Annotated in this window: 15 protein-coding genes; 2 read left to right on the top strand and 13 right to left on the bottom strand. The window is 68.7% G+C overall.

Annotated features, from left to right (window positions below):
- Window positions 1-18: 18 nt before the first annotated feature.
- Window positions 19-522, top strand: a complete 504-nt coding sequence (locus K7711_RS41445) for an anthrone oxygenase family protein (RefSeq protein ID WP_222977605.1) — start codon at window positions 19-21, stop codon at window positions 520-522.
- A 1-nt stretch (window position 523) separates the two neighbouring features.
- Here the strand turns inward: K7711_RS41445 and casG are convergent, their stop codons facing one another.
- From casG to K7711_RS41400, 9 genes are all read right to left on the bottom strand, one after another.
- Window positions 524-2173: a steroid-24-oyl-CoA synthetase gene (casG, locus tag K7711_RS41440; protein ID WP_222977603.1), complete on the bottom strand. Its 1650-nt coding sequence runs from the start codon at window positions 2171-2173 to the stop codon at window positions 524-526.
- A gap of 34 nt (window positions 2174-2207) precedes the next feature.
- Entirely contained in the window at window positions 2208-3251 is a 1044-nt protein-coding gene (locus K7711_RS41435; protein ID WP_222977601.1) for an NAD(P)-dependent alcohol dehydrogenase, read from the bottom strand.
- A gap of 157 nt (window positions 3252-3408) precedes the next feature.
- The gene (locus tag K7711_RS41430) at window positions 3409-3744 is read right to left on the bottom strand and encodes a TfoX/Sxy family protein (RefSeq protein ID WP_222977599.1); all 336 of its coding nucleotides are present in this window, start codon (window positions 3742-3744) and stop codon (window positions 3409-3411) included.
- A gap of 45 nt (window positions 3745-3789) precedes the next feature.
- Window positions 3790-4695, bottom strand: coding sequence for a 2-hydroxyacid dehydrogenase (locus tag K7711_RS41425; RefSeq protein WP_222977597.1), 906 nt, complete (start codon window positions 4693-4695; stop codon window positions 3790-3792).
- A gap of 20 nt (window positions 4696-4715) precedes the next feature.
- Window positions 4716-5693 (bottom strand): alpha/beta hydrolase, encoded by a 978-nt coding sequence (locus K7711_RS41420; RefSeq protein WP_222977595.1) that lies wholly within the window; start codon window positions 5691-5693, stop codon window positions 4716-4718.
- A gap of 39 nt (window positions 5694-5732) precedes the next feature.
- On the bottom strand, window positions 5733-6407 hold the full coding sequence (locus tag K7711_RS41415; protein WP_308015190.1) for a DUF6875 domain-containing protein: 675 nt from the start codon (window positions 6405-6407) through the stop codon (window positions 5733-5735).
- 77 nt (window positions 6408-6484) lie between these two features.
- On the bottom strand, window positions 6485-10375 hold the full coding sequence (locus K7711_RS41410; protein WP_308015189.1) for a non-ribosomal peptide synthetase: 3891 nt from the start codon (window positions 10373-10375) through the stop codon (window positions 6485-6487).
- Window positions 10376-10535: 160 nt separating this feature from the next.
- Complete coding sequence (locus tag K7711_RS41405) at window positions 10536-10982, bottom strand: VOC family protein (RefSeq protein ID WP_222977593.1); 447 nt, start codon at window positions 10980-10982, stop codon at window positions 10536-10538.
- Between the two features lie 104 nt (window positions 10983-11086).
- Window positions 11087-11950: a helix-turn-helix transcriptional regulator gene (locus tag K7711_RS41400; RefSeq protein WP_222977591.1), complete on the bottom strand. Its 864-nt coding sequence runs from the start codon at window positions 11948-11950 to the stop codon at window positions 11087-11089.
- A 119-nt stretch (window positions 11951-12069) separates the two neighbouring features.
- Here K7711_RS41400 and K7711_RS41395 point away from each other — a divergent pair, with 119 nt between their 5' ends.
- A complete protein-coding gene (locus K7711_RS41395; RefSeq protein WP_222977589.1) occupies window positions 12070-13134 on the top strand; it encodes an aldo/keto reductase in 1065 nt (354 codons plus the stop codon).
- Between the two features lie 227 nt (window positions 13135-13361).
- Here K7711_RS41395 and K7711_RS41390 read toward each other — a convergent pair whose 3' ends face one another.
- From K7711_RS41390 to K7711_RS41375, 4 genes are all read right to left on the bottom strand, one after another.
- A complete protein-coding gene (locus K7711_RS41390; RefSeq protein ID WP_222977587.1) occupies window positions 13362-14093 on the bottom strand; it encodes a sirohydrochlorin chelatase in 732 nt (243 codons plus the stop codon).
- Window positions 14090-15304 (bottom strand): uroporphyrinogen-III synthase, encoded by a 1215-nt coding sequence (locus K7711_RS41385; RefSeq protein WP_222977585.1) that lies wholly within the window; start codon window positions 15302-15304, stop codon window positions 14090-14092. The genes K7711_RS41390 and K7711_RS41385 overlap by 4 nt, the downstream gene beginning before the upstream one ends.
- Window positions 15301-15684 carry a nitrite reductase small subunit NirD gene (gene nirD, locus K7711_RS41380; protein ID WP_222977583.1) on the bottom strand — a complete coding sequence of 128 codons (384 nt, stop codon included), beginning with the start codon at window positions 15682-15684 and terminating at the stop codon, window positions 15301-15303. Before nirD ends, K7711_RS41385 begins: the two co-directional genes overlap by 4 nt.
- A 101-nt stretch (window positions 15685-15785) precedes the next feature.
- Window positions 15786-15990 (bottom strand): hypothetical protein (locus tag K7711_RS41375; RefSeq protein WP_222977581.1); only part of this gene is annotated, 205 nt, incomplete at its 5' end.

The raw sequence follows: 15990 nt of genomic DNA, 5'->3' as shown, positions 1-15990 counted from the left end.
AACAGCTGTACTGGATCCATGACCACGACAGCACCCGCCACATCCACCACCTTCGGCGCGATTTCCCTTGCGGCAGCGACGATTACGACCGGCCTACTGGCCGGAGTGTTCTACGCCTACGCCTGCTCGGTAATGCTCGCCCTGCACCAGCTCGACGACCGCACCTTCGTGGACGTGATGAACCGGATCAACACGGTCATCGTCAATCCGGTGTTCATGCTGAGCTTCCTCGGCTCGGTGGCCTTCACCGCACTGGCCGCGCTCGGGCACCTGCGTGGCGACCAGCGCACCGTGCTCTGGTGGATCCTGGCCGCGGTGGTGCTGAACGTGCTGAGCTTCCTGATCACCTCCGGCGGCAACATCCCGCTGAACAATCGCCTGGCCGACGTACACACCGGCGACTTCGCCACGCTGCGAGCGCAATTCGAGACTTCGTGGGTGCGGCTGAACATCCTGCGCGCCCTGGCGAACACCGGCGCACTGGGCGCGCTGGCCTGGGCCGCACACCTGCGACGGGGCTGACCTACAGATGTATCTCGCGACGCACGACCTTGCCGGTTGCGTTGCGCGGCAACGGATCCGCGGTGATCGCCCAGCGGGACGGCACCTTGAAGTAGGCCAGGCGCTCGGCGACGAAGGCGCGCAACTGCTCCGGCGTCACCGCGTCGACCTCGGCGACGACCACCACCGCGGCCACCTCCTGTCCGAGATCCTCGTGCGGGACGCCGAGCACCGCCGACTCCAGCACCGCGGGATGTTCGTCCAGGGCGTTCTCGATCTCGATCGGGTACACGTTCTCCCCGCCGCGCAGAATGAGATCGCTGCGTCGGCCGGACAGGTGCAGGCGACCGTCGGCGAAGGTGCCGAAATCGCCGGTGCGCAACCAACGTTCGCTGTCGATCGCCGCGGCGGTGGCGGCCTCGTCGTTCCAGTAGCCGAGCATCACGTACGGGCTGCGCACGCAGATCTCGCCCTCTACGCCGTCGGGAACGGCCTTGCCCGCCCCATCGCGGATCTCGACCTCGACGCCCAGGATCGGCCGGCCCACCGTCTCGGGATACGCGGCCAGCTCTGCCGGGGTGGCAACCGTTGCGGCCGTACCGCTTTCGGTGAGCCCGTAACTGGTCGTCAAGGCCACCTCCGCGACCGGCAGACGTTCGCGCAGCCGCTGCTGGAACGCCGGGGAGGAGGGTGCGGCGTTGAGCGAGAGCGCCGCCAGGGAGGACAGATCGTAATCGCCCAGATCGCGTTCGAGGATGCGCGCGGCCATGGTCGGCACCGCGCCCCAGTTGCTGACCCGTTCCCGTTCGACCAGCCGCAGCACCCGGTCCACCTCGAACGAGCCCTGATGCATCACCACCGCGGCGCCGGTGATCAGCCGCGGGACGACCAGATTGTGCAGGCTGGCGATATGGAACAGCGGCGAGGTGAGCAGGAAGCGCTTATCGCTGGGCTCAGCGAACTCCCGTCCGCGCATCGTCGCCGACATGGCGTCGGTGAAACGGTGATAGTCGCTGACCGCCACCATATTTCGATGCGAATGCACCACACCCTTCGGCCGCCCGCTGGTGCCGCTGGTGTACAGCACGACCGCCGGATCGTCCGGCGCGACCGGCGTGCGGGGATTCTCGCCGGCATGTGCGGCGATCAGCTCGGGCACCTCGCGCTCCATGCTCAGCACCGGCCCGTCGAACCCCGAATCACGCAGCAGTGCGGCTCTTTTCGCATCCGCCACGACGACCTTCGGCGTGGTGTGCCCGAGTCCGTAGGCGATCTCGCGCTGCGCCCACCAGGCGTTGTAGCCGACCGCGATCGCGCCCAGGCACTGCGCCGCCCAGAACGTCAGCACCCATTCGGGCGAGTTGGCGGCCAGAATCGCGACCCGATCTCCTTTGCCCACCCCGTACCGCTGCGCCAGCGCCCCGGCCAGAGCGCCTGCGGCAGCGGCGTGTTCGGCGAAGGACAGCCGCCGGTCCGCGGTCACCAGATAATCCCGGTCACCCCAGGCCGTCGAGGCGTCGAGCAGTTCGGACAGCGAGCCACGGCGGTGACGCAGCACCGTCAGGGGTGCGCCGAGCACCTCTTCCACGGTCGTCTCGAACGGGCCGCCCGGTCCGGTGAGAGTGGCGGTGATCTGCGCGGCGGCGGCGCGCGGGTCGGCGGATGCGGTCATGGGCTCCCTGTCTGTCGCGGAATCGGCACGGCCGTCACGGAATCAGCACGGCGCGGCCGCGGATCTCGCCGCGATCGAGACGTTCGAACGCGGCGCGCCCCTCCTCCAGCGCGAAACGCTCCACCTCGACCCGCACCTTGCCCCGCTGTGCCAGCTCGACCGATGCGGCCAGGTCACTTCTGGTGCCCGCGTAGGACTTTCGCACCGTCGCACCCCAGGGCAGCCCCGGTCCGCCGGCGGGTCCGGCATCGATACCGGGCACTCCGCCACCCAGGCCCACCATCCGGTACGCACCGTCCGGGGCCACCACCTGTACCGCCAGCGCCGCGGTCGAATCGGTGCCGACGAAGTCGAACACCGCCTCCGCGCCGCGCCCGCCGGTGAGTTCGAGGATGCGCGCGGCGGTCTCGTCGGTGGCCAGGACGCCCAGTGCGGCACCACAATCCGCGGCCAGATCCAGTTTGTCCTGCGCGATGTCTACCGCGATGACGCGGGCCGCGGTGACCGCCGTGAGAATCTGCACCGCCACGTGCCCGAGCCCGCCGATGCCGATGGCGACGGCGGTGGACCCGGGTTGCAGCTGATCCATCGCTCCGCGAATGGCGTGATACGGGGTCAGTGCGGCGTCGGCCAGCGGCGCGGCCTCGGCGAAATCCAGTTCGTCACCGATGGCGACGAACGAATTCGCCGGTATCGCAACGTATTCCGCCATTCCCCCGTCCGGACCCAGCCCCGGGCACGGCGGCATCGCGGTGCGCCCCGCGGCCAGGCAGACGTTCTCCCGCCCCCGCACGCACTCCCGGCACACCCCACACGACCAGCACAGATAGACGATTCCGCGGTCACCGACGGTCAGTCCGTCGACCTCGGAACCGACCGCCTCGATGGTGCCCGCGATCTCGTGTCCCATGGTCAGCGGATCCTCGCGCATCGCGAACGGCAGGCTCAGCACATACGAATCCGAATGGCAGATACCGGCCGCGCCGACCCGCAGCAGCACCTCGGCCGGACCGATCTCGGGGATCGGGATCTCCCGCAGTTCCAGCGTGCCCGGCCCGGTCAGTTGCAGCGCACGCATCATCTCGCTCCGTTCGCCGCACAGGGCAGCCGATCTGTGTCCAACTCGTTCTCCCGCTCGCCACGCGTGAGCTGAGGCACACGCTAACACTCGCCGGAGCGACCACCGCCCACCCCGGGCTCGCCTTCCCGCTGACCGGGACAGCCGGTGGACAACGCTATTTCGGCGGGAGGCTGCGAGCGTATTCGACGCCGCGCTCGACCAACTGCTGCAGGGCCGCGTCGTCGTGGACGATGTCGGTGTCCACTCGCAGCCAGTTCTTCATCTCGCGGCCACCCATGACCATCGGGGTCACCCCGGCGCCATCGATGAGCGACCCCGCCAGAGCCGGATCGACCCGGACCATCAGCCCGCCCTGCCCACTGGCCGCGACCGCCATATTGCCGCCGATCAGGAAGGCCAGGCCACCGAACATCTTCTTCTCGGCCGCCTCGGGCAACGCGGGACCCAGCAGATCCCGAATCCGGTCGGCCAACTCCTCGTCGTAAGCCATACCGCATTGTGGCACCCACCACCGACAAAATCCCCGGGGAAGCGCTCAGGGCTGTGCGGCCCACTCCCGAAGCCGAGCGACCAGGGCTCCTTGCATGAGCGCGCGGGACTGGTCGGTCAGGTAGACCAGGGGCGGGTCGACGAAGCCCGGACAACCGTCGAAATAGGCGATCGTATCGGGAAGGGCGTGATTGAGAATCGCGCGAACCTCGCCGGTCTCGGTGCGGGCGCGCAGGGCGGCGAGGTCGATCAGTTCCAGGGGTGCGGTACAGACGAGCACGGTGCCGGGGGCGAGTGCGGCGATCCGGTCGGCGTCGAGCACACCGCGCGTTCGGTCGGTCAGCGCCAGGTTGACGGAGACGAAATCGGCCTCGGACAGCAGCGCGTCGAGGTCCTGGTACCGAAATCCGCTGTCGTCCTTGCGGTGTCGTGACCAGTACCGAACCTCCGCGCCGAGCCCCGCGGCCATCTCGGCCACCCGGCGACCGATGGTGCCGAGCCCGACCACCGCGACCCGACTGCCGCGAAACTGCTTGGCGGGGAACGCGAGTGGGAACAGATTGCCCTCCCGCCGGAACGCACGACCCGCTGCCAGACCACTGGCCTGCTCGAGCAGCACCGCGAGGACGAACTGCGCCACCGGTTCGGTCATGTAGTCCGGCAGGGTGGCCACGGCGATGCCGCGATCACGGGCGTACCGCACGTCGACGGCATCGAACGCGGTCGAGGCGACCTGCAGATACCGCAACCTCGGCGCGGCATCGATGGCGTTGCGGCCGAAGGGGATCGCGAACGCGAGGACGGCAGCATCGGCATCGGCGAGTTCCGGGCCCGGATCGGCCCCGCGGGCCACGGTGACGACGGTGTCGGCCAGTTCGTCCAGGATCGCGCGATGCGGCGGGTTCAGCACCGCTTCCACACCGCCGACGACCACCAGCTTTCGGAAGATCACCGCCGCACTCTACCGAACGCTCACACCCCCAGCGCGGCGGCGAACACGGGCCAGGAATTGTGCAGGTCGTCCTGCCAGTACGGCCAGGCGTGGGTGCCGGCGTGGTAGAACTCGGTGGCCGGAATACCCAGTGCGGCAAGGCGATTGGTGAGGGTGTGCGTGCAGCTGTTCACCACGCTCTCCATCGTGCCGCCGATCGAGAGGCGGTTGCTCAGAGAGAGCGGATTGCCGCCGATGGACGGGTCCGCCAACGTATCGTGCACGCCCGCACTGCCGTTGCCGGAGGAGATGTACATCGCGACACCCCGCAACCGGGCGGCATTCACGACCGGATCGTGCGCCGACCAAGCGGTACTGGCCGGTCCGCCCCACATGTTCGTGGCGTTCGCGCCGAACGTCGCCAGCTGCGAGTACACCAGTGCTCGCGATGCCGGATCGCTCGTGCTCGTGCATCCGCTGTAGACACCGGCGGCCTGGTACATCCCGGGCGCCTCGATCGCCAGATCCAGCGCCGAGGTCCCCGACATCGACACTCCCGCAACGGCATTGCGACCGGTGGTGTGGAAACGCGCATTCAACAGCGGCGGCAGTTCGCGGATCAGGAAGGTGGACCATTCGTTGCGCCCCAGCGCGGGATCGTCCGCCATCCAATCGGTGTAGTAGCTGGCCCGACCACCGATCGGCACGACCACGTTGACCGGCTTGTCGGCGAAGAATCGAGCGGCATCGGTGCGCACATTCCACGGGCCGCCGTCCTCACCTCCGTCGACGGCATTGAGCAGGTACAGCGTGGGCGCGGGGCGATCGGGATGCGACATCCACAGGGTGATCGGCCGGTTCATCGCCGCGGAATACACGACCACCTGGTACTGCAGCCCGCCCAATGGCCGCACATCGAGAATGGCGGGCCCCCTACCGGCGTCGGCTGCCGCGACAACCGGGACGAAAGTAGCAATCGCGGCAAACAGGACGAAAAGGCAGTGCAGAAGCCGACGCATCTTTGCAGTATGCCTCGAGCAGGCGGCCTTTCGCCCACATCAACGGGCGTGTTCATCGCGGGTGTGCGCCCGTAGCGCGGTAATGTCCGCCACCGCCGCACCCTCGACCAGCATCCGATTGGCTATCGCCCAGCGCAACCGGCGCGGCAGGTCCGGCGCGAGATGGGTGAAGTAGGCGTACAGCCAGTCGGCGCGACCTGCCAGGAAGGGGAAGTCGGTGCTCATCATCGGGCGCAGCACCAGCATCGGCACCGGGGCGTCCAGCGGGTGGAAGTCGCGATTCCACAGCCCCGGAACACCGCATCCGGGATAGAACTGGCCCAGCATGGCACCGTGCCGGACCGCATCGGATTTGCCTGCCAGATGCGCCGCGTCGATGCGCTCGTAGCGGGTCAGGCCCGGAAAGAGGGTGACCAGTGCGAGTTGCCGGTCCCGATCGGGATGTTCGGCGGACAGGTCGCGATACTGCTCGAGCGCGTCATGGACGATCCGCCGCAGATCCACCGAGCCGAGCCCGTCGCCGCCGGTGGCCAGTCCCGCCCAGAGCAGGCCGTGCGCGACGCCGGCACGCACGAACGGACAGACCGGACCATCTCGGCCGAGGTCGGGATGCGGGTGCATCAGATGTCCGTCCACCCATCGGGTGAAGGCCGCGGCGGCGGGATCGAGCCGGTCCCAGTCCGCCCGATCCCGATACACCCGTCGCCATCGCACACCGGTACGGTCACCGGCTCTCGCCACCCCGCCGGCTGCTCGCGAATCATGTTGTGCGGCGGAGTCTTCGGGGGAACTCATGTCGACAGCCCGAGCAGATGCGAGGCCAGCAGGGGGCCGATGACCTCCACCACATCGGAATTGGTGAGCTGTGCGTGGGCGGCCGGGACGGGATGTTCGATCAGGGCACCGGTCACGTACGGCTGCCACAGATCCGCGCCGAGCGGTGCGGTCACACCGCGGGTGGCCGAGAAGTACAGCAGGTCACCGTCGTACACCCCCGGACGATAGCCGTGCGAGAGACGGACACATTCGGCATAGCCGCGATGCAGCCGGGTCAGTTGCGCCGACGTCAGTCCCGCGCCGAAACTCGGTCCGGCTGCGGCCAATTCGGCCGCGGCATCGGCTGCGGTCAGGTCGGCCAGGGCATCGCCGTCCTCGGGTTCGTCACCGAGCAGATGGGTGAGCAGATCGCGCATCCGCGGCGTCGGCGGAGGCGGCGCGCCGTCGGGAAATACGATGCTGTCCAGCATCGCGAGAACTGCTACGGCACAACCGCGTGCACGCAGGCGCACGGCGACGGCATGGGCGATCTGCCCGCCGAGCGACCAGCCGAGCAGATGGTACGGCCCCTGCGGCTGAATCCGGAGTATGTGCGTCACATAGCGATCGGCGAGATCATCGATCGTGACGGCCGAATCCGGTTCCCCCTCCGGTCCGATCCCCTGCAGGCCGAACACCGGACGATCGGTGACGTAACGCGCCAGCCCCGCATAACACCAGGCCAGTGGCACCGCGGAATGGATGCAGAACAGTGGCGGCGCGAAACCGCCGCGACGCAGCGCCAGGACCGCGCCGAGTCCGTCCTCGGTCTCCGAACCGCCCCGGTGACCGGTGATCCGCTCGGCCAGCTCGCCCACGGTCGGGCTGGTGTAGAGCCACCGCACGGTCACCGGAGCATCGGCCGCGGCGGCCAGATCGGCCGAAAGTGTCACTCCCACCAGCGAATTGCCGCCCAGTTCGAAGAAGTCGTCGTCGAGACCGACGCGCGGCACCCCCAGTGCCGCGGCGAAGCACTCGGCAACTCGCTGTTGCAGAACGGATTCCGGTGCCCGGTAGGGCCGCTGCACCTGGGCCGGGATCGCGAGCGCGGCCCGATCGACCTTGCCGTGCGCGGTGACCGGAAGCCGGTCCAGGCTCACCAGCTGGGCGGGCACCATGGCCGAGGGCAGGACCTCGCGCAGACTCCCGACGATCGCCGCCGGATCTGCCTCGACTCCCTGGGCCGCAACGAAATAGCCGATCAGCCGAGGCCCCGAAGGTCCGTCGGCGACGGCGACCGCCGCCTGTGCCACCTGCGGCGAGGCGGTCAGCGCGGCCTCGACCTCGGCGGGTTCGATCCGCCGTCCACGCACGCTGAGCTGTTCGTCGGCGCGACCGAGGAATTCCAGAGTTCGATCCATCTCCGCGCGGACGAGATCCCCGGTGCGGTACAGCCGTTCGCCGGTACGGAAAGGATCGGCGACGAACCGCTCGGCCGTCGCACCCGGCCTGCCCAGATATCCCTGCGCGACCCCCGGGCCACCGAGATACAGCTCCCCGCGAGTGCCCGGCGGGACCGGCCGCAGCGCGGGATCGAGCACCAGTGCCCGCACACCCGGCAGCGCCCGTCCGATGGTCACCGGGCCGCTCGCCCGCAGCGGATCGGATTGCGTTGCCATGACCGTGGTTTCGGTCGGACCGTACCCGTTGAACAGGCGCAGCGAGGTCGCCCAGCGCCGGACGAGTTCGGGCGGGCACACCTCCCCACCCACCACCGCCACACACAGGCCGGGCACCTGCCACGGCTCCAGGGTCGCCAATACCGCGGGTGTGGTGAGGAAATGGGTGATCGCGGCGCCGTTCAGCAGATCCGCCAGCGCACCTCCGGCAACCGCCGTGGTCGGTTCGATCACCAGCCGCGCACCGGCCGCGAAGGCGGCGAGCAGTTCGAGTAGATGCGCGTCGAAGGAGGGCGCATGTGCGTGCAGAACGCGCGAATCCCGGTTCACCCCATGGTGTTCGACGAGGTGATCGGTCAACGCCCCCAGGCCCGCATGACCGACGACGACGCCCTTCGGTGTTCCGCTCGTGCCCGAGGTGTAGCTCAGATAGGCCGGATGCCGCACGTCCAGCGGGCGATTGCGGTCGGCATCGGAGACCGGATGGGCGTCGCGACGCTCGGCACGCGCCACCGTCGTGGGATCGTCCAGCACCAGCCAATCCACCGCACCGGGCAGCTCCTCACGCACGGACCGCACCGTAATCCCCAGGCGTGTACCGGAATCCGCCGCAATCGCCGCGATCCGACGCGCCGGATCGGCCGGATCCACGGGAACGAATGCCGCACCCGCCCGCGCCACCGCGCAGACCGCGAGCACCGACTCCAGCGATCGCGGTGCGGCCACCATCACGAAAATACCGGGGCCCGCACCGAATTCGATCAGCTCGCGGGTCCAGCGGTTGCACAGCCGTTCCCACTCACCGCCGGTCCAGGTGTGCGCACCCGCCTGCACCGCGATCCGGTCGGGTGCACCCTGCCAGCGCAGCAGATCCGCCAGCACACGATCCGCGCGTACCTCCGGAACCTCCGGGGGCACGCGCGGCGGATCCAGCGTCCGGACGACGCGATCCGGTGCGGCGGAGAGGAATCGGTCCAGGTAGTCCAGGAATCGGCGATGATGCCAGTTCAGCGCCGCCGCGGAGTACAACGCCGGATTGGCCTGCATGCCGATGGTGGCGCTGCGCTCGTCGGGCCCGAGTTGGTAGCCGTTGACGAGCAGATCCTCCACCGGCCCCAGCGACAGCAGCCGAACCTGGCCGGTCACTCCGCTCATCCGCAACGGTTCGACGAAGCCGAGCACATTGAGCACCGGACCGAATCCGCCTCGGGTCACCTGTGATTCGCCGCGATCGCGCTGCATATCCTCGTACCGATAGCGCTGATGGCGCAGTGCGCCGATCACCCGCGCCCGGACCTGCGCGATCATCTCCTGCAGCGTCAGATCGCCGATCCCGTCCAGGCGCAACGGAACCACATTGGACACCGACCCCGCCGACCGGCGCAGCGCCGCGGTCGGCCGGGCGGCGACCGGCAGCGACACCATCACCTCGTCGACTCCGAGGGCCGCGGCCAGGTAGCAGGAGAAGGCGGTGACGACCAGTTCGGCGAAGCTCGCACCGGTCCGTTCGCGCGCGGCGGCAAGGTGTGCCGCGGTCACGGGCGACATCATCGCCTCGACGCGATGCGGCTGCGGCGCGGGTACGGCCGAACGTCCCGCCAGGCCCGCGCAGTGCAGCGGGCCGGACAGTTGCGCACGCCAGTACTCGCGGTCCACGCTCGCGCGCGCGGAATTCCGGTACGCGCGTTCGTCATCGAGCAGTTCCGGAATGGTCAGAGGCCGCCGTCGGTCCGAAACCGATTGTGCGACCGGGCTTTCCCCATCGGTGTACAACTCGGCCGTGCGGTGCAGGATGGCCGCGGCCCCGACGCCGTCGAGCACCATGTGATGGCTGCGCAGGTACAGCAGACACCGCGCCGCGTCCACCCGGTACACCATCGCCACGGTGATCGGACCCGCGATCAGATCGACCGGTGCGCCATGGTCTGTCTCCATCGCCGCGCGGGCCTGGGCGACCGGATCGGGACGACCGACGAGATCGTGGCAGGGCACGACGCCGAATACATCCGGATCCAGGATCTGCCGTGGCCCGTCGGGTCCGGGGACGAATCGCACATGCGGAGACTGCAATTCCCACGCCGCGCGGGCAATGGCGCTCCGCAGCAGCTCGAGATCGAGCGGCCCGGCCAGATCCAGGTACATGGCAACGGTATTGGGCACATCGGGATACAGCTGCTGCGCCACCCACCATCGCAATTGGGCGGCCGACAACGGGAATTCACCGGTGCCGATCCCGGCTGACCGCACTCGCCCTCCTCGTATCCGGATGCACACTGGACGATTCCGGGCAAACCTACGGCATTCGCTCGGTCGTGGGTGGGTAATCCGGGCGGGTCGTCGGTTTCCAGGCGAGTATCGGTCGCATCCGCCCACCGGATGCGACCGAGTGATCCCGCTGCGCGCGTGCTCAGCCACGCAGGTGCGCCTCCCGCAGACCGGGCAGGTCGATCTTGGACATGCCGTTCAGCGCGGCACCCACCGCGGCGGCGTGCTCACCGCCCAGCAGTTCCGGCAGTTCGGACGGGACGACCTGCCAGGACAGCCCGTACCGGTCGGTCAGCCATCCACAGGGACCGGGCTTGCCGTCGGTGGTCAGGGCCGCCCACAGCCGGTCGACCTCGTCCTGACCGTCCACCAGGACCTGGATGGATGCCGCGTCGGTGTGCGGATGTCCGGGGCCGCCGTTCATCAGCGTGACCGCGTGACCGGCCAGTTCGAGCGTCGCGACGAAGGCCGAGCCGTCCGCGTTGCGGGTGATGCCGGTGATGCGCGAATCCGGAACCGCCGCGGCGTAGAACTCCGCGGCCTGCTCGGCCTCGCTGTCGAACCAGATGAAGGTGCTGACGCTGGTCATGATGTGCTCCTCGGGTGAAGTGAACCTGCTGTCATCCTTCGGTCGGAGCCAACCGCCACGATTCGACACATCCTCGCCGATTTCCCGAGAAATCTCCCGAACACTCACTCCGCGGGCACGTCGGTTCCCGGATCGCCCTGTGCGCACAACCGGTCCAGCGCCGACTGGCTCTCCGGGTCCACCGCCCGGTAGATCACCAACCGCTGGTCCGGATCCTGCAACGGCATCAACACCTCGAACTGTACGGCCATCCGCCCGACCTCCGGATGCCGCAGCACCTTGGTGCCGCGACCGTTCACCCGAACGTCGCGCTGATCCCACATCGTCGCGAATTCCGTATCGGCCGCGATGAATTCGGCGATCAGATCGGCCAGCACCTGATCCTCGGGATGGGCGGCCCAGGCCGCGCGCAGATCCGCGATCCCTTCGCGCAGAATGGTTTCCCGGTCGACGTAGAACCCGTCCCGCATCCGCGGATGCATCAGGCACATCCACATCGAATTGCGCTGACGCGGCGGCAATTTCTCGAAATCCACCAGCACGCGGGACATTTCGCGATTCCAGGCCAGAATGTCGTAGCGGTGGTTGACCAGCATCGCGGGCAGCGGCGCGAGATCGGCCACCAAGCGGACCAGTGCCGGGTCCGCGGTGCTCGCGGGCTTGCCGATCGCGGGTGCGCGCTGCTGGGCCAGATCGAACAGATAGGCGCGCTCGTCGGGCGCCAGGCGCAACGCACCGGCCAACGCCTCGAGCACCTCGGCCGAGGGACGCAGGCCGCGGCCCTGTTCCAGACGCACCACGTAATCGGTGCTGACCCCCGCCAGTTCGGCGACCTCCTCGCGACGCAGGCCCGGGGTGCGCCGGGAGTGCCGGCGTTGCGGCAGGCCGAAATCGCGCGGGTCCAGGCGCTCGCGCCGGGCTCGCAGAAATGCGGCCAGTTCCTGGGTGGTGTCCACGGTGTGCGTCATCGCCATCGATCCTACGGCCGGGTAGGACCGGCGTTCCTAGGCAAAACTCTCCCTTAACCACACGCCTGCCGCACCACAGACTGGTTCTCGACATCGGATCACGAGTACAGGAGAACAAGATGTCCCTCACCCTGGACACCTATCGGCTGCTGGGACGTTCCGGACTGCGAGTCTCGCCGCTGGCCCTGGGAACGATGACCTTCGGCGCGGACTGGGGCTGGGGCGCCGACACCGATGACGCCCGCAAGCTGTTCGACCGCTACGTCGAGCTGGGCGGCAACTTCATCGACACCGCCAGCGCCTACACCAACGGCAGCTCCGAACGTCTACTGGGCGAATTCACCCGCGACAACCGCGACAGCCTGGTGCTGGCGACCAAATACACCATGCTGCGCAATCCGACCGATCCCAATTCCGGCGGCAACCACCGCAAGAGCATGGTCACCTCGGTGGAATCCAGTCTGCGACGGCTGAATACGGATTACATCGACCTGCTGTACCTGCACGCCTGGGATTTCACGACGCCGGTCGAGGAGATCCTGCGCTCGATGGACGATCTGGTGCGTCAGGGCAAGGTGCTCTACGTGGCGATCTCCGACGCCCCCGCCTGGCAGGTCTCCCGCATGCAGGCCATCGCCGATCTGCGCGGCTGGTCACCGCTGGTCGGGTTGCAGGTCGAATACAGCCTGGTGGAGCGCACCTCCGAACGCGATCTGATCCCGATGGCCGCCGAAATGGGCCTGGGAGTGATTCCGTGGTCGCCGCTGGCCAACGGCGTGCTCACCGGTAAGTACAGCACCGCCGACCTACAGGGCGAGACCATCACCTCGCCCGAGGGCTCGCGCAAGAGCGTCGCACTGGCGCAGGGCTCGCTGACCGAGCGCAGCCTGCGCATCGCGCAGGTCGTCCAGGAGGTCGCCGCGGATCTGGGCCGCACCCCGGCCCAGGTGGCCCTGGCCTGGACGCTGCAGAACCCGGCGGTCACCGCCCCGATCATCGGTGCGCGCACCCCCGACCAGCTCGAGGACAACTTCGGCGCCCTCGACGTCGAATTCGACGCCACCCACCTGGCCCGCCTCGCCCAGGTCAGCGCCATCGACCTCGGTTTCCCGCACGACATGCTGGCCCGCGACATGACCCGCACCGTCATCAACGGCGACCTGAAAGTCCAAGCCCGCGCCTGACGGTCATCGCCGCGAATTCGACCCCCTGTACAAGGCCGACGGTTTTGTACAGGGGGTCGAACCGCATTCTCGGCATGCCGATGGTCAGCTGGGCCCTGCCGTGCAGCAAGGCCGGTCGGCGATCACGGCAGAGCACTCTTCCGAACCGTGGTCGTTCACGAATTCATATTGCACTGAAACATAATTCCTGCGTCCCCAACGCGTCTGCGTCGGCGCACAACAGCCGATCAGGCAGCGGTGCGGATCAGATCTCGTACCGCGGCGTGGTAGCGACCGGCCAGGAGGCGGACAACCGCCGGGTGGATGCCGATGGGTTCGGCGACGCCGTCCGCGCCTGCCTCGTGCAGACGCTGGTGGAACAGGCCGTGCGCGAGCAGATACGAGGCGATGAAGACGCGCCGCGATCCTGACTCACGCAGTGCCGCAACGACTTCCGGGACTCGTGGCGATCCGGTGGCGACGTACGCGACCCGGGCGGGGGTGTCCAGTTGCGCGGACAGCAGGGTCACGGCTCGACGGACATCACGGCGGGCACGGGGGTCGGAGGATCCGGCGGCGGCGAAGACCACCGCGTCGCCGGGACGCCAACCGGCCGTACGCAATCGCATCCGCATCACCCGGGCCAGGGCGACGTCCGGGCCCATGGCCGGGGTGACCGATACCGACGGATGTCCGCTCTCCCCGATCTCGCGCGGAACGTCCTGGTACACATGGTATCCGGAGGCCAGGAACGCCGGAACCACCACGGCCGGAACGGATCCCAGATCTCGCAGCACCTCCGAGGGCGCCGGGCCGAGCACGTCCACGAAGGCCGTGCGCACCAGGGGAACCGAGATGTCTTCGGGCGCAGCGGTTCCCCGCAGTTCGCGTGATACCGCCTCGGCCAGGTCGCCGATCATCCGCACGCCGCGAGCGCTTCTGGTGCCGTGCGCGACCAGCACCAGAGCGGGGACGCTCACCACACTCCCGCCAGCGGGGCCGGATGCGGCGGGCGTCCCGGAGACACCGATCCGCCGACGGCCGGACGCGGATTGTTGTCCACGCACTCGGCCGGATCCATGGCGAGCCGGTAGCCCCGTTTCACCACGGTCTGAATGACTTTCGGCGCGCCGAGTCCGGCGCGCAGCCGGGCGATCCCGGTCTCCACCGCATGGGTGTCCTCGCCGCCGCCGGGCAGCGCGGCCAGCAGATCACTTCGGGACACCACCCGGCCGGGCTGGCGGGCCAGCGCCCGCATCAGCGCCATCGGCGCGGGTGCGAGCTGACGCACCGCCCCGTCGACCACGACACATCCGCCGCGCACACTGAGTTCGTGCCCGGCGGCGTGAATCCGGTTGGCGCGCCGGGGAAGTTCCTCCGCGACGTGCCGTGCCAGCGCACCCAGGCGCGCCCGCGCGGGCATCGTGGTGGCCACACCGAGCTCCTCGAGCGGTGCGGCGGTGATCGATCCGACGCAGGCGGGCAGCACCCGGGTCCGCAGTGCGTGCAGCACACCCTCGAGTAGCCCGGTTTCCTTGGCGCGCATCAGCATCGAGGCAACGGCCGGAGCGCTGGTGAAGGTGACGCAATCCAGTCCGGCGGTGATCATCGACTCGATCAGCCGGTCCATCGGCACCTGATCCTCCGGCGGGATCCAGCGGTACACCGGCACCGGCACGACATCGGCTCCCGCACAACGCAATACCTCGCAGAAGTCGGGCACCGGCTCCCATTCGGTGGTCGCGCCGTGCAACTGCACCGCGACGCGAACGCCCTCCACGCCCTCGGCGAGCAGATGATCGAGCACCTCGGCCGAGGACTCCGAGGCCGGAGACCACTCCTCACGCAGTTCGGCGGCGCGGATGGCGCCCTTGGCCTTCGGGCCGCGGGCCAGTAGCCGGGTCGAGGCCAGCGTCGAACGCAGGTCCTCGGCCAGCCCCCAGCCCTCGGCGGCCTCCATCCAGCCGCGGAAGCCGATTCCGGTGGTGGCCACGGCCAGTTGCGGCGGGTCGGCGACCAATTGCCGGGTGACCCGTTCCAATTCGGTGTCGTCGGCCAACGGGATGATCCGGATGGCCGGCGCGGTGATGATGGTCGCACCGCGTCGGGTCAGGATCGTGGAGAGTTCGTCGGCGCGCCGGGCAGCGGTCACGCCGACGGTGAATCCCTCCAGGGGAAGTTGTTCGTTCACGGGCAGTCCACAGGTTCGTTGGATACCGATACCAGCCCGTCGTCCACACGCACAGCGTAGACCGGCAGAGCCGCGCTGGCATCGTCCAGGCAGTGCCCGTCCAGCAGGGAGAATGCCTGCTTGAGCAGCGGCGAGGCCACCACCGGCACACCGGCGCGGTCGCCGACGATCCCGCGCGACATCACCGCGGCGCGCCCGAACGGGTCGACATTGCCGACGGCGTGGATGGTGCCGCCGGGCAGTAGGAACAGTGCGGCCTGCCGCCCGCCCCTGAGCAGCACGGCCACGCCACGGCCGGGAATCAGCTGATCGAGCCGGCAGGCCCGGGTCCAGCCGGTCGTCGCGACAGGAGCATATGCGGGTGTATCGATAACGGTCATCGGTAATTCTCCTCCGAACGCCTTAGCTATTGGTACCGGCGAACTGTTTCCACGCGATTACGCGCCTATTTCCCATGCGTGGCGGCACTGTGAGTCCCGCCTCAGTGTGTGATCGGAATTTCCGGAATACCCAGCAGCACCGGCACTTTGCGCTCTCCGGTGTCGTCGAACGAGATGGTCGGGTCGGCTTCCTCGGGGGCATTGACGAAGGAGACGAACCGCGAGAGCTTGTCCGGATCCTCCAGAACCGCGGCCCATTCGTCCTTGTACCCGGCGACATGCCGGGCCATGGCGGTTTCGAGTTCG

This window comes from Nocardia coffeae (assembly GCF_019890715.1).
In the GTDB taxonomy this organism is placed as follows: domain Bacteria; phylum Actinomycetota; class Actinomycetes; order Mycobacteriales; family Mycobacteriaceae; genus Nocardia; species Nocardia jiangxiensis.
The sequence above is the reverse complement of the archived record's forward strand: the minus strand, read 5'-3'. Positions and strand labels throughout refer to the sequence as shown.

Bases quoted from the DNA above. Each gene is read 5' to 3' on its own strand.
- K7711_RS41445 (WP_222977605.1), top strand. From the start codon at position 19: ATGACCACGACAGCACCCGCCACATCCACCACCTTCGGCGCGATTTCC.
- casG (WP_222977603.1), bottom strand. From the start codon at position 2,173: ATGACCGCATCCGCCGACCCGCGCGCCGCCGCCGCGCAGATCACCGCC.
- K7711_RS41435 (WP_222977601.1), bottom strand. From the start codon at position 3,251: ATGCGTGCGCTGCAACTGACCGGGCCGGGCACGCTGGAACTGCGGGAG.
- K7711_RS41430 (WP_222977599.1), bottom strand. From the start codon at position 3,744: ATGGCTTACGACGAGGAGTTGGCCGACCGGATTCGGGATCTGCTGGGT.
- K7711_RS41420 (WP_222977595.1), bottom strand. From the start codon at position 5,693: ATGCGTCGGCTTCTGCACTGCCTTTTCGTCCTGTTTGCCGCGATTGCT.
- K7711_RS41405 (WP_222977593.1), bottom strand. From the start codon at position 10,982: ATGACCAGCGTCAGCACCTTCATCTGGTTCGACAGCGAGGCCGAGCAG.
- K7711_RS41400 (WP_222977591.1), bottom strand. From the start codon at position 11,950: ATGACGCACACCGTGGACACCACCCAGGAACTGGCCGCATTTCTGCGA.
- K7711_RS41395 (WP_222977589.1), top strand. From the start codon at position 12,070: ATGTCCCTCACCCTGGACACCTATCGGCTGCTGGGACGTTCCGGACTG.
- nirD (WP_222977583.1), bottom strand. From the start codon at position 15,684: ATGACCGTTATCGATACACCCGCATATGCTCCTGTCGCGACGACCGGC.